Source organism: Dyadobacter sp. CY343 (assembly GCF_021390335.1).
Taxonomy (GTDB): domain Bacteria; phylum Bacteroidota; class Bacteroidia; order Cytophagales; family Spirosomataceae; genus Dyadobacter.
Window position 1 is genome coordinate 246,543 of sequence record NZ_JAJUXK010000007.1, and the last position, 19,367, is coordinate 265,909.

Here is a 19,367-nt window from a genome sequence, read left to right on the forward strand (position 1 = left end):
GTAAAAAAGTGAAATAAGCAATTGGTCAAAAGACCTTAAATATTCAGTTTTCGAAGGATAATATCCGCGTCAAAACCTTCAATGGACGGAAAATAAAGTTCGTAAGCTTCCTTTTGCAGCTTGGCGCAATAGGACCTGTGAAAGAAATATTTCCCATATTTTATCACATAATTAAGGATAAAAAACCGGTAAGCTTCCTTCATGAACAGTACTTCCCGCTCTGTCAGCGGATATATTTTGTGGTATTCCTGAAGAAATAGCAGAAAGCGGTCTTCCGTGAGCGGGCCGATCAGGTAACTGAAAACCGTGCGGTCGCCGACATTGGAACAAACCCGGCTAAAAAAATAAAAGTCCATTACGCGTGACGAAACCCTGAACCAGTCGTAGTCCCACCGTGAATAAAATTTCAGGTCGTCGGTAACCGAAAAATTACCAATATTCCAATCTACAAAAACAGGCATTAAATCGAATCCGCTGACATTCAGCCGCTGGATATTTTTCATAAAAATATCACATTGCTTTTTCAGTATATTGATAAAACCCCGGTGCTCATATTGGCCGGTATCCGTTTCCAGAATATCCAGCAAATGCTGAATATCAGTTCTCAGGTTTTTGGAAGACTTTGGTATTGAGCGACTTGCCCGGAAACACGCCTGATGAAATTTGGCTGTTTCAGCACCCAATTTCCCTATTTGTTCCTCATTTAATCTGCGTGGAAGGCGGTTTGCTGCGCGGATCGGATTGTAAAATACAACCCAGGTATCCACAAAATCTTCCTGATAACGATATGTGTAAACCTGGTTATTTTTGACCAGCGACCTCGCCAGCAGGTTCTCAAAAGGGTAAAGCAAATTGTTGGACAAAGCTTGAATAATCCGGTGATCTTCCTTGAAATGTTCGTACTTGCCGAAATACGAAAGCTTGGCGATCACCTTGTCATCATTGTCAAGCGTCACCCTGAAAACGTGGTTCGTAGACACCATTGCGCTGATATCCTCAACAAACTTCACCCCAATTGAATTGTCAAATCCGGCCCATGCCTTTCTAATAATTCCCGGATAATCTTTTAAACGCATTGCTTTATTCTCCCTACGCTTTTTAGCGTGTTGATGCTTTTTTTAGTTATTTCAAAATCAGTTTCAAAGGTAGCAACTTCACTGCGCGGATTGCGGCTGCGAGACAGGATAAATAAAAAAATAATCCCATATTTTTACAGAAACTTACCTTTTCAATTTTGTTTTTCTACTTCTCCCGATTTCTGGTCCGCCTCGCACTGCCTATTTATCTTAAAAAGCTTTGTGTTTCTAATTTCAACCGGGTTCCCAAAGGAAGTCCGATCCTGATCGCTTCAAATCACCCTGATTCGTTTTTTGACGCTGTCGTAATCGGTTCTGTGCTGAGGCATCCTATTCATACGCTGACACGCGGCGATGTTTTTAAAAAACCTGCGGCTGCTTTCTGGTTGCGCCAGATCAAACTGATTCCAGTATTTAGAGGATCGGAAGGCCGTCAATATCTTAAAAATCATGATGTTACCGCGCAGGAAAGTCACGATGCATTGAAGAAAAATGATGCAGTAGTCGTATTTTCAGAGGGTATTTGTGTAAATGAATGGCGTTTGCGTCCGCTCGGAAAAGGTACTGCGAGAATGGCCTACAAAATCTGGTTCGGCGACGATGCATTGCCCGAAATGAAAGTGATTCCAACCGGTGTGAATTATGAAAATTTCAGGGGCTCGGGTAAGCGGGTTGCATTAAAATTCGGCAACCCGATCAGTCAGGCAGATATTGTTATGAGCCCCAATGAATATGAAAAGTGGCTGCGCGAATTCAATGAAATCCTGGAAAAGAGAATGAATGAAGTGATCCTAACCATCCCGGCAGAATTGCCGGCTCAGGAGCAGAAAAGTATCTTGAATGCCTATTTCAACGAATGCGAGACACCGGATCGCAGCAATATCTTATTGAAAGGAATAGGCTGGATCGGACGAATCGTTCATGCACCGCTCTATTCATTTTTCAAGAAAAAAACAGCCCGGCTTACCGGTAAGTCGGTTTTTTATGATTCTGTTTTGTTTGGAATGCTGATGTACATTTACCCGGCGATCGTCGGAATACTGGCGATAATCCTGGGTGCGTTTGCCGGCTGGCAGGCGGGGCTCGCATTATTTGTCGCATTGCCCGTGTTGGCCTGGGTGGGAAGTAAATACAGGTAGTAATCAGTCTTTGACCCGACCAAATCCCATCGTTTTCAGCATCCAGTCCGGTAGCGGTTTCTGAGATTTTCTTTTTTGTAAATCCATAAACCAGCCGATCTTTTTGAGAATAGGCACTTTGTGTGTTTCTACCAACTCGATCAGCGTTCCGTCGGGATCTTCCAGATAAGCAAACCGGCCCGCCGCTGCTTCCATGCCGAAAGATTGCTCGCTATCAATTGTAAAAGGATAACCCTGCGCCTGTAACTTGGTTTTCAGCGCATTCATATCGATGGTATCAAAACACAAATGGATATAACCGCAATCGCCCCAGAAGCGGTTTTCAAATATTTTCTTCGGCGTGCGATCCAAAGCCTGGATCAGCTCAATTTGAACATCTCCTAAAAGCCTGCTGAATGCGCCTTCGGGTGTAAAGTTTTTTCGCAAAAGCATTCTCCTGAATCGCTGTCCCGGAAATGCGGAAGGAATATCGGCAAACACGCCCGTTTCGTCATAAACGACTTCCAGCGGTTGTAAAAGGCTCTCGTAAAAAACGACTGACTGATCAATATCCGAAACACCTACCACCACGCCAGCCACTCCGCCAACAGGCTTTCCGGTATTCTGAAACCAGGTTTTGTCCGTCGTGACCTGAAAAATGTTTCCGTAAGGATCTGTTCCCCAGAAACCTTCACCTTCCGGCAAAGCGACAACCGGCCCTACTGCCTGCCCGGAATTGCTCTTGATCCACGCATGCGCCTTCTGTACATCGGGCGTTTTAAAACGTATTGCATTGATTCCCAGATCTCCTACCTCAACTTTAAAGTTAGCTGGCTGCGATTTCCGGCTCGTGAAAGACCAGATTTCCAATCCGCCGCCACCGGCCATATTCAGTGCCAGTACTGCGTGGCGCTTGTGCACTTCGCCTCCTGTGTAGGGAGTCATCAACGGAGCTTCGGCTTTTTCGTCAAAAACGGGTACGTCGAAACCCAGTACCTTTCGGTACCATTTCCAGGCATCCGGCACATTTTGAACACCTATTCCTACTTGTTGAATTCCTGAAATCAGCGCAGCACTCATTCGTTGAGAAAAATTAGATCGGTCGCAAAATTTATTGAATGGCAATTTTACGAAATAAAACGCAAACCGATCGCCGTGTGGCACAGTTGCGAAGAAATTGTGGACTGTGTAAAAATTTTCTTCAAGCACAATTCCTTCCCCATTGTCTGTTAAACATTATAATTCATATATTTAAATGAGATTTCCAGCATATTATTTTTAAAAACAGGAAATCAACGCATCCATTTGGGTGCGCTCACCGTATGTGTGGTGAGCTTGTCTCAATTCAATCTCGAATGAATCAGTCAGTTACCATTGCACCGATAAGCGAAAGCTTGCCGGATTTTTTAGGCTCTGCCAATTACTCAAAAGTCGTTGTAATAGCTGATAATAATACCAAAAAACACTGTTATCCGAGTCTGAAAGCATTTTTACCCAAACATAGCGTCTTAACCGTTCCGAGCGGCGAGGCGAATAAAACCCTGGCGACCTGCGAAAAGATCTGGCAGGGAATGACAAATGAAGAGCTTGACCGGCACGCGCTGGTGATCAATATCGGTGGCGGCGTAATCGGGGATATGGGCGGTTTTTGTGCGGCGGTTTACAAGCGTGGAATAGATTTTATACAGGTGCCGACGACCCTGCTTTCACAAGTCGATGCCAGTGTCGGAGGAAAATTAGGGGTTGACTTTCAAGGCTTTAAAAACCATTTAGGTGTTTTTAATATTCCCAAAAGCGTCCTGATCGATCCTCAGTTTTTGAATACATTACCTGAAAGAGAAATTCGGTCTGGGTTCGCTGAGATTATCAAACACTGTTTGATCGCCGATGCCGCCAAGTGGGACGAGATCAGGCAAAAGGATTTTGAGAGGCAAAACTGGCAGGACCTGATCGCGCATTCAGTAAAGATCAAGCAGCAGGTAGTAGAAGAAGATCCGACGGAGAAAGGATTACGTAAGATTTTGAATTTCGGACACACACTCGGGCACGCGGTTGAAACTTGTTTTCTCAACAAAACGGCCAATCAGAGATTATATCACGGAGAAGCGATCGCAATCGGGATGATCATGGAAAGCTATCTTTCCTTCGAGCGCAAAATGATCACGCAGGACACGCTTTCCGATATTGAGGAATTTATTTTTGCTACCTACGGAAAGGTGAAAATCAGTCCGCAGGATATTGAAGAAATCATCGGTTTGACCAAACAGGACAAGAAAAACAGAGGAAAGGAAGTGCGGTTTTCATTGCTGAAAGGAGCGGGGCAATGTGCGTTTGATATAGTAGTTACTGCTTCTGAAATGCGTAAATCAATAGCTTATTATTTGGGATAGTATCTACCAGCTTCGAGTAAGTTTATTGGTTAGAATGATGTGTATCAATCTATTACAGACATATTTTTTCACAACCTGACAAATTAAATACTTATGCTGAGGTCTATCTTTACTTATGTTGCATTACTCCTGGTAATAATAATCGCCGGATGTTCCAGCGGTCGGAAAGTGTTCGTCGAGCACGATTACAGCTACGAAACCAACTTTAAGGACTATTCATCCTATACATTTCTGGAATGCGAGCGCGATACCAATAATCTTTGTACAGAAATTTACGAGGCGATCCGTCGCCAGATGCAGGTAAGAGGCTACAAGCTTACCGCCGAAAAACCGACACTGCTTGTTAACTACGGTATTTTCTACGACAACCTTCGCTACCAGGGATATATGCAGCCAGTCATCAAAAACTGGGTGGATACGGAGAATGACGGTTTCCGCTACGAGCCAATCAAATATGCATTGGACAAAGGCACACTGATCGTTTCACTCATCGATGCAGAAAGTGACCAGGTGGTGTGGAGAGGTTATGCTTCCGGGATATTCAAAGGTGTAGAAAACTCCAATAACCACTACCGCAGCGTAGTAAGGCGCATTTTCGACCAATACCCCCTATTCGCGAAAGGCTACGACCCAAGAAGATACAGCGAAGCCGTAGGCCGCTAAAAATAAATTATTTTCAAATTATCAATCAATTACCGCCGGCTTAAGCCGACGGCTAGTGACACCCCCCAACCCCCTGAAAGGGGGCTAATAAAAAAAATTAAGCCCCCTTTCAGGAGGTTGGGGGTGGGGTGGAGGGCTACCGCAACTTCAAAGTCGCCAGCGTCAGAATCGCCAGAATAATTCCTACGATCCAGAACCTGGTTACGATCTTCGATTCGTGTATTCCTTTCTTTTGATAATGATGGTGAAGGGGTGACATCAGAAATATGCGTCGCCCTTCGCCATATTTGCTTCTGGTATATTTGAAATAGCTGACTTGCATAATTACCGATAGGTTTTCTGCAATAAAAATTCCGCACATGATCGGGATTAGCCACTCTTTGCGGATCGCAAGTGCTACAACCGCAATTACTCCACCCAACATCAAACTACCTGTATCGCCCATGAAAACCTGGGCAGGGTACGCATTATACCAGAGAAACCCGACACAGGCTCCAATAAACGCAGCACAGAAAATCACCAGCTCGCCCGAGTTGGGAATGTACATAATATTCAGGTATTGAGAGAATTTGGTATTTCCCGAAAGGTAAGCCAACACACCGAGCGTCAACGCGATAATGCCCGAAACACCAGCGGCCAGACCGTCAATTCCGTCGGTTATATTGGCTCCGTTGGAGACAGCTGTAATAATAAAGATAGCGATTATCGTGTAGATAACCCAGGTATATTCCTCTGGTAACCAGCCAAAAAGCAATGTTTTATAATCAAATTCATTGTTCTTAAAAAAAGGAATTGTCGTGATAGTTGGATGTACGATATCACGGTACCGCTGCACCTCACCCAGATTAGAGCTCAGCAAAGGCTGGTCGTAAACCCGGATCCGCACGCTGTCATTAAATGATAAAGTCACACCCACGATCAGTCCCAGCCCAACCTGACCGACGATCTTGAATCGTCCGTGTAATCCATCCTTATTGTTCCTGAATTTTTTAAGATAATCATCAACAAAACCAATCAAACCAGTCCATAATGCTGTGATAATGAGCAGTACAATGTATACGTTGGTTAATTTGGCAAAGAGCAATACCGGAATCAGCAGCGAAGCCAGGATAATGAATCCGCCCATCGTCGGCGTACCCGCTTTCTCCATCTGACCGGCTAGTCCGAGATCACGGATCGACTCGCCCATTTGCTTCTTACGCAGGAAATTGATGATCGACTTACCATAGGTCGCCGCGATGAACAGCGACAAAACGGTCGCTCCTAACGCCCTGAATGAAATGTACTGGAATACACCGGCACCAGGGATATTGAAGTGCTTGTCTAAATAATCAAACAGGTAATAGAGCATGAAGAAACTTATTGGGGTGACGGCTGCAAATTTGGTTCTTTTCCAAGACTACGCAAAAAGCCACTAGTTTTTTAATTAGAATGTCTTTTTTCAAACACTTCGAGCAAAACTTCCTTGTCGTCGAAATGATGCTTTACTCCCTGAATATCCTGGTAATTCTCGTGACCTTTTCCCGCGATCAGGATGATATCTCCCGGGTTTGCTGCAAGTCCGGCTCTAAAAATCGCTTCGCGCCTGTCAGCTATCGTAGTGGTCTTTTTGAAATCGATCGGTGGCACTCCTTTTTGCATTTGCGCCAGAATATCCATCGGATCCTCAAAACGGGGATTGTCAGAAGTAAGAATAACCCGGTTACTGAACTTGCACGCAATTGCAGCCATTTTCGGCCGTTTCTCGGCGTCCCTGTTTCCACCGCAACCTACAATCGTAATCACCTGCTCGTTTCCACTGCGCAAATGCGCGATCGTTTCCAGCACATTTTCTAATGCGTCTGGCGTATGAGCGTAATCTACGATCCCTACGATCTCATCAACAGAATGGAATTGCTCAAAGCGCCCCGGCGGACTTTTCAGGTTTGAGAGTTCCACTAATATTATTTCCGGCTTTTCGCCTAGCAAAACAGCCGCGCCGTAAACCGACAGCAGATTATAAGCATTGAACCGCCCGATCACCCTGAACCACACTTCCTGGTTGTTCACATCCATGTGCATGCCCGCCAGTGTGTCCGAAATGATCTTTCCTTTAAATGCGGCGAGGGTTTGCAGTGAATAGGTTTCCACCTTCGCCCGGGTATTCTGTACCATCACAGCGCCTCTGCGGTCGTCGATGTTGACCAGTGCAAATGCAGATTTCGGCAACTGATCAAAAAAGCCTTTTTTCGCGGCAATATAGTTGTCAAATGTCTTATGGAAATCGAGGTGATCGTGGGTGATATTGGTGAAAATGCCACCGGCAAAATGCAAACCTGTAATCCTGTGCTGGGCTACGGCGTGCGAGCTCACTTCCATAAAAACGTGGCTGCAATTTTTCGCTGCCATTTGCGCCAGCAACTGGTTTAATGCAACAGAATCGGGCGTTGTGTGCGTGGAAGCGATTACCTCGTCCTCGATCTGATTCTGAACCGTAGATAAAAGCCCGCAACGGTAGCCGAGCCTTCTGAACAGCTGAAACAAAAACGTCGCTACTGAAGTCTTTCCATTCGTTCCCGTAACCCCTACCAACTTCACTTTTCGCGAAGGATGCCCGTAAAATGCAGAAGCGATCAATCCCATCGCCGCCGCCGAATCTTCCACCTGAATATAAGTAACCTGCTCGCTGAGCTGCTCAGGCAACTCTTCGCACAATATCGCAGCCGCGCCAAGCTCCGTGGCGGTTCCTATGTATTGGTGCCCGTCAGTTTGTGTACCCCTCAGCGCAACAAAAAGACTCCCGGACTGGATTTTGCGGGAGTCGAGCACAATGCCTGTGATGCTAATTTCTTCGGAACCCGTGATGCGGGCGCCTTTCACATCGGAAAGAAGTATGTTGAGTATTTTTTCCTGGTTACTTTCCATTAATGGAATTACTGTAAAGTTAATAGTATCGTTTTGCCCCCGCTCTGGTTGGCACCTGGCGGCAGTGATTGCTCAACCACTTTTCCGGAACCTTTAAAGGTTACCCTAAAACCTTTGTTTTCAAGCAGATACAGCGCATCCCGCATTGCCATGCCCTGCAAATCCGGAACGTCCTTCGAGCCCAGATCTGTCTTTTTCCAGTTTGTTTTGCCCTTTTTGTAAAGAGAAGCAGCCGCATATTCGGCATCTTCGGGCGCTGGGGTTAGTTTGAGTTCCTTGCTGATTACTTTCAGGTCGGAAGTACGTCCCGCCCACATTACTGCTTTGGATTCTGCTGGTAATGAATCTATTACCGGTTTCTGGATACCTACTTCCGACGCATAGATCCTGTCCGCAACCTCTTTGAAAACGGGCGCAGCAACACTTCCCGCATACCTGGTATAATCCGCTCCCGAGCTTTTCGGGTTATCGATCACAACAATGCAGCTGTATTTAGGTTTGTCCGCGGGGAAATAACCTGCAAAAGAAGTATAGTTTTTACCTTCTGTATAAATCCCGTTGATCAGCTTGCGCGCAGTTCCTGTCTTTCCTGCGATCTTGTACAGATCACTTTTAATATGTTTTGCTAATCCATTGTTCACAACTCCTTCCAGCATTTTCTTCACTTTCCGGATCGTTTCAGGCGAGCAAATTGGCTTTTCCTCCACATAAGGCTCCATTTTATCTTCCAGCTCCTCGGCATTCCGAATTTCCTTCACGATCATCGGCCGCACCCAGTAACCGTCGTTTGCGACTGCATTATAAAGCGCGAGCGTTTGCAACGGCGTCATTTGCATTTCGTACCCGTGCGCCATATAATACATCGAATAGCTGCTCCATTGCTTGGAAGTCCGGTCACGGATCAGCGGCGGCTTTTCGCCTTTCATCTGAATATCCGTCGGTGTGGTGAGGTGAAATTGTTTCAGGTATTTCAGGTACTGATCGGGTTTATCGGCGAAGTACCGCAACATCAGCTGCACAATTCCGATGTTTGAAGATTTTTCCAAAACCTGTGCGGCTGTGATTGTACCAAAACCGCCTCTGTGTGCATCCCTGATAATATTACTTCTGAAACGCATTGCCCCATTTCCGGTATTGACCATGATCTTATCAGGGTCCATTTTTGTTTCCTCCAAAATCGCCATCATCGTGGCCAGTTTGAAAGTTGATCCCGGATCATTACTGCCGGCAAGCGCGTAATTAAACACTTCCTCATACTTGTGGTCGCCGCGTTTGGTCAGGTTGGCCATCGCTCGGATTTCGCCGGTTTTTACTTCCATTATCACCACCGAGCCAAAGTCCGCGTCCATTTCATTCAGTTTCCTCCGCAATGCGATCTCAGCCATATCCTGGACTTTCATATCCAAAGTGGTGTAAACATCGCGACCGGCCTCCGGTTGCACATTGAGCGCGTCACCAACTGGAATTTTCATCCCGCCTTCGACCAGTTCCACCCAGCCGATACCTGATTTTCCTTCCAGTATCTTGTCAAAACTTGCTTCCAGACCAATATACCCTCTGCCACTTTTCGCATCAATACCGCCGATCGTACGGTCGGCCATCGGGCTGTAAGGTTTGTACCTTTTGTAAATAGTCTCAAACTTGCCGCCGCCGCCTTTTTTATGTTTGGCAAAAAACGGCCACTTCTTCACTTTTTCGCGATCCAAATAACTGATCTCCCGGCTTTTCAGGCGCAGGTAACGTTTGGTTTTACTAACCCGGTAACGCATGATCTTGCTCCGGTAACCAGCGGCCGTATGTTCCCCGAAACTCTTTGCAAGCAGCGACGAAAGTTCATCAATATGCTCATCAAAATAGGTAGAATCCGCTACTTTGGTGTCCAGTCCGATATAATAATAGGGTAAGGAAGTAGCCAGCAGACTTTTATCATTGGAGTAGATATTCCCGCGCATTGCCGGGATCGTGTCCAGTTTCAGGTCATTTTTTGCAGAGTATTCAGCCCACGTTTTGCCTTTAAACTCATCATAATACTGCACGCGGATCAGTTTCACAAATACTAATATTGCCAACAGGAACAAGAGCCAGCCAACAGTCCTCGCCCGGTTGATCAGCGCTTTCTTATTGTTTTGACCACTTTCCACTTCGTTCTTCATACGGGGAAGAAAAAATTACTTTAAATGATATATTGAGTCGATTGATGGATCTCAGTATTCTTCGGCTTTGACAAAAATCTTCTTCGGCGGCGTCAGGTTTTCTTCCAGACCAGCTGCCTTCACTTTTTCAATAATAACCGATTGTTTCTTGCTCTTTTGGTATTCAGAGTGAATGGAGTGGTATTCGGCACGCAGATCGTCCACTTCCTTTTTCAGCTTAATACTGTTCCGCACATATTGTTCAGATTGAAAACCGATCCTTTCGTAGGCGACCAGCAATATCACCACCCAGCCAAAATAGTAGAAGTATTTAACAGGAAGCCGCTCTTCACGTCCCGGCGCTTTTTCACCAAATACCTTATCGAGCGGTAAAAATTTATTCAGCCAGTTAAAAAGATGATATTCCCGTTTACGTTTGGGCGGTTTCGGGGCTATTGGCTTTGGTCTTTTCTTGTTTTCCGCCATGCTTCTTTCTTGTTATAATGCGTTGAGTCAACTACTTACGCTTCCTTTTCTGCGATCCTCAGTTTCGCACTTCGCGCCCGTGGGTTGCGTTCTACTTCCTCAGGCGTCGCCTCGACCGGCTTTCTGGTAACGCTGTTTAGGGGTTTTAATACATTTCCGTAGAAGTCTTTTTCAAGTTCTCCGTCAAATTTCCCCTTTTGTATAAAATTCTTGACGAGCCGGTCTTCGAGCGAGTGGTACGACATCACCACTAATCTTCCGCCGGGCGCCAGCACTTCCGGAACCTGCGCAAGAAACTCTTCCAGCACCAGCAATTCATCGTTTACCTCAATCCGCAAAGCCTGGAAAACCTGCGCAAAATATTTGTTTTCGCGATGTTTAGGCGCAAAACGCAGCAATAGGGTCTTTAAATCATTGACGGTTTCAATAGGCGTATTGTGGCGTGCAGAAAAAATCGCTTCGGCGGCAGTTTTCGCATTGGTTACCTCGCCGTACATGCCGAGAATCCTTTGCAGCTCCCGCGCCGATCTCGAATTCAGTACCTCCTTTGCCGTTTTATCAATACCAGGGTTCATCCGCATATCCAGGTCCGCCTCGAATCTGGTCGAAAAACCTCTTTCAGGAGTATTGATCTGATGAGACGAAACGCCCAGATCAGCCAGGATACCATTCACTTTCTCCGCTTTGTGTAATTTCAGATAACGTTTTAAATGCCTGAAATTCGCTGCAATGAATGTAAACCGCTGATCGTCTTTTAATATATCTGAATTCCGGGCCGCATCAGGGTCCTGATCGAAAACCAGTAGCCGGCCGGTGGTTAGCTGTTCAAGAATTGCTTTCGAATGCCCGCCCCCTCCGAAAGTAACATCGACGTAAATACCTGTGGGATCGATTTGTAATCCTTCAAGACATTCCTGCAGCATTACAGGTTCGTGATAGGTACTTTGTTGATCCATTGTGAAAAGAGACTATTTTTAGGAACTAATTTTTACCGGGAGGCAGTTACAAACTTAGCAATTTTAGCCCGTAGGAATTGCGCCGGGCCAGGGATTTAATTTTCTTGCTACACTTATATTTCCAATATAACAAACTGTTTATGAGAGCGATCATTTCGGGAGTTTCCCTGCTGTTTTTAGTGTTCCAGATCGGCTGTAAATCTACCTCGGAAGCCAATCTGAAAAATGGCATCTGGCGGGCGACGCTCAGCCGTGACAATCAGGAACTTCCGTTTCTGCTCGATATCTCCAAAAATCCCGATGGAAAAACGTACAACGTTTATGCATTGAACGGGGCGGAAAAATTGAGCATGGACACCGCCTATTTCGAGAACGATTCGCTGGTGATCACCATGCAGCTTTTCGATGCTAAAATTGTAGCAAAAGCAGAAGATGAACATTTGAAAGGCGTTTATTACAGACTGGCAAATGGCATCGTTTCAGGTTCACTGCCTTTTGAAGCAAAATTTGGTGAAAAATATACCTTCTTCAAACCCGGTGAAGCAAAGAGCTCCAAAAATGTGACGGGTAAGTGGGCGACTGTTTTTATTAATGAAGAAACCGGCGACAGTACGCAGGCAGTGGGCGTGTTGAACCAAACCGGCACTGATGTAACTGGTTCATTTTTAACTACAACCGGGGACTATCGCTACCTCACAGGAAGTGTAAATGGGGATAGCCTGTTCCTTTCCACTTTCGACGGCTCGAATGCAAAGCTTTTCAAAGCAGCTATTCAGGATGGGAAAATGGTGGGCTCACTGAAATCTGGTCTGAAAGCCTCGCGCACGTGGACTGCTACATTGGATCCAAAAGCTGAATTACCTGACGCGAACAGCCTTACCTTCATGAAACCCGGCGCAGAGCGTGTCGATTTCAAATTTGCTGATGTTTCCGGCAAGGAATGGTCGCTGAAAGATCCGCAATTTGCAGGCAAGCCGGTGATCATTCAGATAATGGGTTCGTGGTGCCCCAACTGTATGGACGAAACCAACTTTCTGGCACCCTGGTATGACAAAAATAAAGACCGCGGCGTAGAGATCATCGGGTTATCTTTTGAACGTTCTGACAAGCCTGAGGTATCTAACCCAAAGATTACCAAGATGATAGAGCGTTTCAAGATCAATTATCCGGTTGTGCTGGCGGGTACCAATACCGACGAAGCGACTGCGAAAGCGCTTCCAATGCTCAACAAGGTAATGTCCTACCCCACTACTATTTTTATTGATAAAAAAGGAAAAGTACGCGAGATACACACCGGCTTTTCCGGCCCGGGAACAGGTAAGTATTATGATGAATTCGTAAATGAGTTTAATACCCTGATGGACAAGCTCATCGCCGAGAAATAATCCCAAATACGGACGCACCGCAGCTATAAATTGTGGTGCGTTTTTTAATACCCAAAAAATAGTATGCTTGCATAATACTACTTCGATTTTTACATTTGTGATCAAGGCTTTCCTGATATTGTAAAGCAGATCAAGAGCAATGCGCAAAGAGAAAACGGTTGATTTTCAGATAAAAAGGGCCTGGCATTCTATTTCAAGAATGTACAATGCGTATGCTGCACGCCACGATACGACGATGGCAGTGGGCTACGTGCTTTTGAATATTGATATCGAAAACGGTACGCCTGCGACCAAGATCGCGCCTTTGCTCGGCATGGAGCCGCGAAGTCTGGTCAGGATGCTTAAAGCGCTGGAAGAGAAAGGGTTAATCAAGCGCGAAGTGAGTGAAAATGACAAGCGTTTCGTCCGCATTGTATTGACCGAGCTCGGCAAGGAAAAGCGCGAGCTGGCGCGGGAAGGTGTAATTTCACTGAATACCATGATCCGCGACAAGATACCTCTTGAAAAGCTGGTCACATTTTTTGATGTGATCAAGGATATTAACCGGCTGGTGGAGGAAGAAAACCAGAAGTTAAAGGCTGGCGACGGCGAAATAGAAGAGTTTTAAGCCGCGACAACTATTCTAAAAACCAAAATCTTTACCCAATGAATCGTTCAATCCGTAAAGTTGCTGTTTTAGGTTCCGGTATCATGGGATCCAGGATTGCCTGCCATTTTGCAAACATAGGAGTGGAAGTACTTTTGCTCGATATTGTTCCAAAGGAGCTTTCAGAAGCCGAAAAAGCGAAAGGTGTCACTGCGGAACATCCTGCTTTCAGAAATAAAATAGTGAACGAATCGCTGCAACAGACGATTAAAGCGACGCCTGCTTCCCTGTACAGCCCGGCCTTTGCCTCCCGCATTAAAACAGGGAATTTCGACGATAATCTGGCCGATATTAAAAATTATGACTGGGTGATCGAAGTAATCGTGGAGCGGCTGGATATTAAGAAAAGCTTGTTTGAAAAAGTCGACGCGCTGCGTAAACCTGGAACGCTCATTACTTCCAATACTTCCGGCATTCCGATCCATTTAATGGCCGAGGGCCGGAGTGAAGATTTCAGGAAACATTTCTGCGGTACTCACTTTTTCAACCCGCCGCGGTATCTGCGCCTTCTGGAAGTAATTCCTACATCCGACACTGACCAGCAGGTAATTGATTTCCTGATGCATTACGGCGATCTGTTTTTGGGTAAAACGACCGTATTATGTAAAGATACCCCCGGGTTTATCGCCAACCGACTCGGAATATATGCTCTGATCCAAACAATCCGCGTGGCCGAAGAAATGGGGCTGAGCGTGGATGAAGTCGATAAATTGACAGGTCCGGTTGCGGGTCGCCCGAAGTCGGGTACATACCGGCTTTCAGATGTGGTAGGGCTGGATACGACGGTTCACGTAGCCAACAATCTCTATGCTTCCGGCGAAGGTACCGACGAATCGCGCGACGCATTCAAGTTGCCTGCTGTCATGCAGAAACTATTTGATAATAAGTGGCTTGGCGATAAAACCGGTCAGGGTTTTTATAAAAAAATAAAAGACGAAAAAGGGAAATCTGTCATTCTTGCGCTTGATTTCGAAACGTTGGAATACCAGCCTTCGGGCAAGGTAAAATTTGCTACACTGGAAGGTACGAAGGCCATCGGAGATGTTTGGAAACGCTTTCCGGTATTGCTGGCGGGAGAAGATAAAGCGGGTGAATTTTACAGAAAAACATTTGCCGACATATTCCGCTACGCCACTTTCCGCATTCCCGAGATTTCAGACGAAGTGTTCCGGATCGATCAGGCTATTTCGGCAGGTTTCGGCTGGCAATATGGGTTATTCGAAACCTGGGACGCGATCGGGGTTAAAAATATGCTCGGTATCATGGAAAGCCTCAATCTGAAACCGGCAAACTGGGTTTACGAGATGCTGGAAGCTGGAAATGAGACTTTTTATAAAGTAGAAAAAGGCAAGCGGCACTATTACGATATTCCTTCTAAATCCTACAAAAAAATCCCTGGTCAGGACAGTATCATATTGCTTAGTAACCTGGCGGACAACATTGTATGGAAAAATGCCGGTGCCAATTTATACGATATCGGCGACGGTATATTGAACCTCGAATTCAAATCCAAAATGAATACGATGGGCGCGGAAGTGATCGAGGGTATTCAGAAGGGGATCAGTATTGCGGAAAAAGATTTCCGCGGACTGGTGATCGGAAATGAGTCCAGCGAGGCATATTCTGCCGGCGCGAACCTGGCGATGCTATTTATGTTTGCGATCGAGCAGGAGTTTGACGAGATCAATATGGTAATCGCGCAGTTCCAGCAAACGATGATGCGCGCGCGCTATTCTTCGATTCCGGTCGTTACCGCGCCGCATTCACTTGCATTAGGTGGCGGCTGCGAGCTGAATCTGCACGCCGACAAGGTTGTAGCACATGCCGAAACCTACATTGGTTTGGTGGAATTGGGCGTAGGATTGATCCCTGCGGGCGGCGGTACCAAGGAAATGGCGCTGCGTTGCTCAGACTTGTACCAGGCCGGCGACACGGAACTGAATATCCTGCAAGCTGCATTCATGAACATTGCCCAGGCGAAAGTGTCCACCTCTGCCCAGGAAGCACGGGAAATGAATTACTTACAAGAAAAAGACCAGATCGTGCTCAATCGCTCGCGCCTGATCGCCGAGGCCAAACAGGCTGCTATTGAGCTGGCGGAAAACGGTTACACGCAGCCCAAGCAGCGCAGCGATATCAAAGTGCAGGGAAAAACGGGAATGGCGCTTTTTATGGCGGGAATCGCACAGATGCGGTTGGCGAACTATATCAGCGACCACGATGCGAAAATTGCAAATAAGCTCGCTTACGTGATCAACGGAGGAGATTTGAGCTACCCGCAAATGGTCACTGAGCAATATCTGATCGACCTGGAACGGGAGGCGTTCCTATCTCTTTGCGGCGAGAAAAAGACGTTGGAAAGGATGCAGGGGCTTCTGAACGGAGGCAAGCCGCCAAGAAATTAACGGCCGGCCAGTCTTATCCAGGAATTATTGCCAGGCGAAATACTTTTTTGAAATATTAGGATTTGTGATCAAATGTTCGATATTTAGAATTAATCAAGTGAAAAATTCTCTGAAACCATCTGATCTTTGAGCCGGAACCACCCCAACAAAGAGCACATTAACCAAAATGATTTCAAAAAAAGCCAAATACGCCCTGAAAGCTCTGAAAGTGTTAGCAGAGCAATACGGAAAAGGCCCTGTATTAATATCCTATATCGCTGAGAAAGAGAAGATTCCGAAAAAGTTTTTGGAGGCTATCCTCCTTGATTTGCGGAATAATGGTGTTTTGCAAAGCCAAAAAGGAAAAGGCGGCGGATACCTGTTGCGGATACCTCCCGGCGAAGTGAATTTTTCCAAAGTTTTAAGGATCATCGATGGACCGATTGCGCCTGCATTGTGCGTATCGATGTTTTTTTACGGTCGTTGCGACGATTGTAAGGATGAGGAAACTTGCAGTCTGCGAACCGTGCTGGAAAGGTGGCGGGATGCTAACCTGGCAGTTTTGGACAAAACCACATTGAATGATCTGCTCCGCGCCGAGAATGCGGGTTCTGATCTGCTATCTCAAAGCAGCGCGATCACTCCGGACGTATAGATCTGTTCCGTCGAAATCGCCGATATATTTGTAATTATTTAATACATAAGTATTTAACGCAGGGTAACTTCTAATACCCTGCGTTTTTTTGTCTTGTACCCAGAAACTGTTTTTTCCTACTGCGTCAAGAATAAATGCAGGTTTGTTCCGCGCCAGATCAGACATGAATCTCTTGCGATAGATTTCGCGAACCGGAAGGTCGAAAATAGAACGCTCGGTATGGTTTTCGGCGGTACCCTCTGCCAACTGCGCCTCCACGTAATAGGAGCATTGCCAGCCCCAGACTACCATATAATCTCTTTCCTGCCTGTATTTCATCAACTCCTGCACCACCGGACTTTGCGCCAGCATTCGCGCATTGACTGAATCAAAATTATTCAACCTCCTTTCCTTGACATAATTAACTCCATCAACTCCCGCAAACCAGATCAGTAACGCAGCAGGTACTAAAATAGCCCATTTTTCGATTTTTTTTATCCCAAAAGCAGCAAGCAAAGTCCAGGGAATGATGCAAAAATTGAGGTAATGGATAAAATCGTTTCCGGATTTGGTGACGGCGTAAATGCTGGCTAGTACTGAAAATAGTATTGTAAAGCGAAATATCAAATCGGACGATTTCTTGTCCGAAGGCCGGAAAATTTGGATTAACCCTAATAAGATTGGAATAGCCAAAATATAGGTAAACGCCTGAAAATCAGAAGATAGCTTAAAGATTGCGAGAAACTGGGCGGGTATTCCCATGAAACCTTCACCACCCGCATAAACTGCGTTGCCGAGCAGATAGAAGTCGATCATATCCCTGAACACACCTACCGCGAGCATCCAGATCAATGCGATGAAGGGAAAGGTAAGCCCGCCTAATGCAAGTGATATTGCCGGAATGTAGTCCTTCCTGGTTTTAAACCATTGGTAACAATAAAAGAAGCCGCCGAAAACCAAAACGATCGCCTGCGGAACTGCCTGAAGTTTTGCAAAAGGAATGGCGCCCGAGACGAAACCCAGCCAATATGCATTCCATTTGATCTGTTCATTATTTAGGGAAATTCTGGAAAGCAGCCAGACGCAAATCGCCAGCAGCAATACCGGAACCTGTTCACTGGAATAATGCACAAAATCGACTTCCTGCGTAAATGAGAGCAGAATAACAGGTACCAACCAGATATGCCGAGCCGCTCTTTCGCCAAACCAGTTTTTTAACGCAAAAAACAAAAAAAGTAAAGCGCCGGCCGAACTGATCAGGCCCATAAACCGGCCAGAAGTATAGTTGATCTCGAAGCCGAAAAGTCGGGGAATGACAAGCCAGTAAATATCCAGCGGGCCGATGGTCGTACCGTCGACAGAGCGCCAGTACACAGGATCCTGAAACAATGTGATCGCGTGGCTCAGCATCTGGCTTTCATCGGGATTGAGCTCCCGGTTAAAAACTACGATCGGCAAACGCATTAAAATCAGTAATGCAATGCCCGCAACGAGGCTGATTTTGTATGAAAGTGGTTTATAAAATGCCGAAATCACGACCGCGCCCGCCAGTATGTAGCCGATTAACCAGTATACCGTTGGGGAATAGTCGAACGTAATCATAGGCTAGCTGATCGTATCTACCTTTTCGACGAAATCCCGGTAATGTACCGCGGGGATGAAGTGCTGCTGGGAGCGGTATTGCAATACCATAAACACCAGAAAAAGGGAAATCAGAAACGCTTGCAGCATTAAGATCATCAAAGTACTGCCCAGAGTCGAAGCCCAGCCGGGTGTGGCGTTGCCGATCAGTTTCAGGAATATAATGACAAAAATGAATGCGATAGCGACGCCTGACATGAACATCGAAAAGATCAGGATCCGGACTGCGGTAGTGTCGATCATCACCGAAATTGCGCTCAAACCGTGCAAAACGAGGGAAACGAAGTTCATCTTGCTCTCGCCCGCCAATCTTTTCGCGCGGTTGGTCAAGACAGAATCGTAGGGAATGCGGGATTTTATAATACCTCCCGGATAGTTATTCCATATCTCGGAAACGCGTACCAGATTTTGCAGCCTGCTTTTAGGGACAAGACTGAAATTTCCGAAAGTGATCATTTTTCCTGTTAACAGATTGAATATCAATTTGTAAATAACATAAAATGACCTGAATAACAGCCCCTCGGTTCTTTTATTTCTTTCGGCGAAAATGATTTTATCAGGCTCTTCGAGCGACTTTCTGACCAGACTATTGATGTCAGAAGGAGCATCTTCGCCGTCTGCATCCATGACAATCACCTTGTCTGTCGGCAGATTTTCGGCTACGTAGGAAAGACCAATCGCGATCGCTTTTTGGTGTCCCAGGTTTCTGTATAATCTTAAAACCTTGATTTCCTTGCCGTCAAAGTTGGCGAAGGGCAGGGATCTTAACCTTGAAGAACAATCGTCGACAACCAGTAAGGTAGTATTAGCCAGAATTGAAGTGCTGACATCTGCATTTATTTTTTCTATCAGCAGGTTCAGCGCCTCCCAGTCGTTGAATTGGGGTATTATAATGACAAAGTTTTCTGACATCTGGGGAGGACATAGTAAATCTCCGAAGCGGGCTCCGGAG

16 protein-coding genes are annotated in these 19,367 nt (G+C 45.9%); 7 read left to right on the plus strand and 9 right to left on the minus strand.

Features of this window, described 5'->3' with window-relative positions:
* Positions 1 to 35 precede the first annotated feature (35 nt).
* The gene (locus LZG94_RS23040) at positions 36 to 1,076 is read right to left on the minus strand and encodes a hypothetical protein (protein WP_233794035.1); all 1,041 of its coding nucleotides are present in this window, start codon (positions 1,074 to 1,076) and stop codon (positions 36 to 38) included.
* Between the two features lie 158 nt (positions 1,077 to 1,234).
* Here LZG94_RS23040 and LZG94_RS23045 point away from each other — a divergent pair, with 158 nt between their 5' ends.
* The gene (locus LZG94_RS23045; protein WP_233794036.1) at positions 1,235 to 2,215 is read left to right on the plus strand and encodes a 1-acyl-sn-glycerol-3-phosphate acyltransferase; all 981 of its coding nucleotides are present in this window, start codon (positions 1,235 to 1,237) and stop codon (positions 2,213 to 2,215) included.
* Positions 2,216 to 2,218: 3 nt separating this feature from the next.
* Here LZG94_RS23045 and LZG94_RS23050 read toward each other — a convergent pair whose 3' ends face one another.
* Positions 2,219 to 3,274 carry a VOC family protein gene (locus LZG94_RS23050; protein WP_233794037.1) on the minus strand — a complete coding sequence of 352 codons (1,056 nt, stop codon included), beginning with the start codon at positions 3,272 to 3,274 and terminating at the stop codon, positions 2,219 to 2,221.
* Positions 3,275 to 3,549: 275 nt separating this feature from the next.
* On the opposite strand from LZG94_RS23050, the gene aroB reads away from it, so the two are divergent.
* Together aroB and LZG94_RS23060 are read left to right on the plus strand one after the other, a co-directional pair.
* Complete coding sequence (gene aroB / locus LZG94_RS23055) at positions 3,550 to 4,584, plus strand: 3-dehydroquinate synthase (RefSeq protein ID WP_233794038.1); 1,035 nt, start codon at positions 3,550 to 3,552, stop codon at positions 4,582 to 4,584.
* An 87-nt stretch (positions 4,585 to 4,671) separates the two neighbouring features.
* Positions 4,672 to 5,247 (plus strand): DUF4136 domain-containing protein, encoded by a 576-nt coding sequence (locus LZG94_RS23060; RefSeq protein ID WP_215236226.1) that lies wholly within the window; start codon positions 4,672 to 4,674, stop codon positions 5,245 to 5,247.
* Positions 5,248 to 5,383: 136 nt separating this feature from the next.
* Here LZG94_RS23060 and mraY read toward each other — a convergent pair whose 3' ends face one another.
* From mraY to rsmH, 5 genes are all read right to left on the minus strand, one after another.
* Positions 5,384 to 6,598 carry a phospho-N-acetylmuramoyl-pentapeptide-transferase gene (gene mraY / locus LZG94_RS23065; protein WP_215236172.1) on the minus strand — a complete coding sequence of 405 codons (1,215 nt, stop codon included), beginning with the start codon at positions 6,596 to 6,598 and terminating at the stop codon, positions 5,384 to 5,386.
* Between the two features lie 71 nt (positions 6,599 to 6,669).
* Positions 6,670 to 8,151: a UDP-N-acetylmuramoyl-L-alanyl-D-glutamate--2,6-diaminopimelate ligase gene (locus tag LZG94_RS23070; RefSeq protein ID WP_233794039.1), complete on the minus strand. Its 1,482-nt coding sequence runs from the start codon at positions 8,149 to 8,151 to the stop codon at positions 6,670 to 6,672.
* An 8-nt stretch (positions 8,152 to 8,159) separates the two neighbouring features.
* Positions 8,160 to 10,304: a penicillin-binding protein gene (locus tag LZG94_RS23075; RefSeq protein WP_215236170.1), complete on the minus strand. Its 2,145-nt coding sequence runs from the start codon at positions 10,302 to 10,304 to the stop codon at positions 8,160 to 8,162.
* Positions 10,305 to 10,355: 51 nt separating this feature from the next.
* Entirely contained in the window at positions 10,356 to 10,769 is a 414-nt protein-coding gene (locus tag LZG94_RS23080; protein ID WP_215236169.1) for an FtsL-like putative cell division protein, read from the minus strand.
* A 35-nt stretch (positions 10,770 to 10,804) separates the two neighbouring features.
* Complete coding sequence (rsmH, locus tag LZG94_RS23085; protein WP_215236168.1) at positions 10,805 to 11,725, minus strand: 16S rRNA (cytosine(1402)-N(4))-methyltransferase RsmH; 921 nt, start codon at positions 11,723 to 11,725, stop codon at positions 10,805 to 10,807.
* A 140-nt stretch (positions 11,726 to 11,865) separates the two neighbouring features.
* On the opposite strand from rsmH, the gene LZG94_RS23090 reads away from it, so the two are divergent.
* From LZG94_RS23090 to LZG94_RS23105, 4 genes are all read left to right on the plus strand, one after another.
* On the plus strand, positions 11,866 to 13,110 hold the full coding sequence (locus LZG94_RS23090) for a peroxiredoxin (protein ID WP_233794040.1): 1,245 nt from the start codon (positions 11,866 to 11,868) through the stop codon (positions 13,108 to 13,110).
* A gap of 139 nt (positions 13,111 to 13,249) precedes the next feature.
* Positions 13,250 to 13,717 carry a MarR family winged helix-turn-helix transcriptional regulator gene (locus tag LZG94_RS23095; protein WP_215236166.1) on the plus strand — a complete coding sequence of 156 codons (468 nt, stop codon included), beginning with the start codon at positions 13,250 to 13,252 and terminating at the stop codon, positions 13,715 to 13,717.
* A 38-nt stretch (positions 13,718 to 13,755) separates the two neighbouring features.
* Positions 13,756 to 16,161 (plus strand): 3-hydroxyacyl-CoA dehydrogenase/enoyl-CoA hydratase family protein, encoded by a 2,406-nt coding sequence (locus LZG94_RS23100; protein ID WP_233794041.1) that lies wholly within the window; start codon positions 13,756 to 13,758, stop codon positions 16,159 to 16,161.
* 166 nt (positions 16,162 to 16,327) lie between these two features.
* Complete coding sequence (locus LZG94_RS23105) at positions 16,328 to 16,795, plus strand: Rrf2 family transcriptional regulator (RefSeq protein ID WP_215236164.1); 468 nt, start codon at positions 16,328 to 16,330, stop codon at positions 16,793 to 16,795.
* On the opposite strand, the gene LZG94_RS23110 is transcribed toward LZG94_RS23105, so the two are convergent.
* Both LZG94_RS23110 and LZG94_RS23115 read right to left on the minus strand, forming a co-directional pair.
* Positions 16,760 to 18,376: a hypothetical protein gene (locus LZG94_RS23110; protein ID WP_233794042.1), complete on the minus strand. Its 1,617-nt coding sequence runs from the start codon at positions 18,374 to 18,376 to the stop codon at positions 16,760 to 16,762. The genes LZG94_RS23105 and LZG94_RS23110 overlap by 36 nt on opposite strands.
* A gap of 3 nt (positions 18,377 to 18,379) precedes the next feature.
* Positions 18,380 to 19,327 carry a glycosyltransferase gene (locus tag LZG94_RS23115; protein WP_233794043.1) on the minus strand — a complete coding sequence of 316 codons (948 nt, stop codon included), beginning with the start codon at positions 19,325 to 19,327 and terminating at the stop codon, positions 18,380 to 18,382.
* Between the last annotated feature and the right edge of the window lie 40 nt (positions 19,328 to 19,367).

Excerpts from the sequence above, each read along its gene's own strand:
- LZG94_RS23040 (WP_233794035.1), bottom strand. The coding sequence starts at position 1,076 with ATGCGTTTAAAAGATTATCCGGGAATTATTAGAAAGGCATGGGCCGGA.
- LZG94_RS23050 (WP_233794037.1), bottom strand. The coding sequence starts at position 3,274 with ATGAGTGCTGCGCTGATTTCAGGAATTCAACAAGTAGGAATAGGTGTT.
- aroB (WP_233794038.1), top strand. The coding sequence starts at position 3,550 with ATGAATCAGTCAGTTACCATTGCACCGATAAGCGAAAGCTTGCCGGAT.
- mraY (WP_215236172.1), bottom strand. The coding sequence starts at position 6,598 with ATGCTCTATTACCTGTTTGATTATTTAGACAAGCACTTCAATATCCCT.
- LZG94_RS23070 (WP_233794039.1), bottom strand. The coding sequence starts at position 8,151 with ATGGAAAGTAACCAGGAAAAAATACTCAACATACTTCTTTCCGATGTG.
- LZG94_RS23075 (WP_215236170.1), bottom strand. The coding sequence starts at position 10,304 with ATGAAGAACGAAGTGGAAAGTGGTCAAAACAATAAGAAAGCGCTGATC.
- LZG94_RS23080 (WP_215236169.1), bottom strand. The coding sequence starts at position 10,769 with ATGGCGGAAAACAAGAAAAGACCAAAGCCAATAGCCCCGAAACCGCCC.
- rsmH (WP_215236168.1), bottom strand. The coding sequence starts at position 11,725 with ATGGATCAACAAAGTACCTATCACGAACCTGTAATGCTGCAGGAATGT.
- LZG94_RS23090 (WP_233794040.1), top strand. The coding sequence starts at position 11,866 with ATGAGAGCGATCATTTCGGGAGTTTCCCTGCTGTTTTTAGTGTTCCAG.
- LZG94_RS23095 (WP_215236166.1), top strand. The coding sequence starts at position 13,250 with ATGCGCAAAGAGAAAACGGTTGATTTTCAGATAAAAAGGGCCTGGCAT.
- LZG94_RS23100 (WP_233794041.1), top strand. The coding sequence starts at position 13,756 with ATGAATCGTTCAATCCGTAAAGTTGCTGTTTTAGGTTCCGGTATCATG.
- LZG94_RS23105 (WP_215236164.1), top strand. The coding sequence starts at position 16,328 with ATGATTTCAAAAAAAGCCAAATACGCCCTGAAAGCTCTGAAAGTGTTA.
- LZG94_RS23110 (WP_233794042.1), bottom strand. The coding sequence starts at position 18,376 with ATGATTACGTTCGACTATTCCCCAACGGTATACTGGTTAATCGGCTAC.
- LZG94_RS23115 (WP_233794043.1), bottom strand. The coding sequence starts at position 19,327 with ATGTCAGAAAACTTTGTCATTATAATACCCCAATTCAACGACTGGGAG.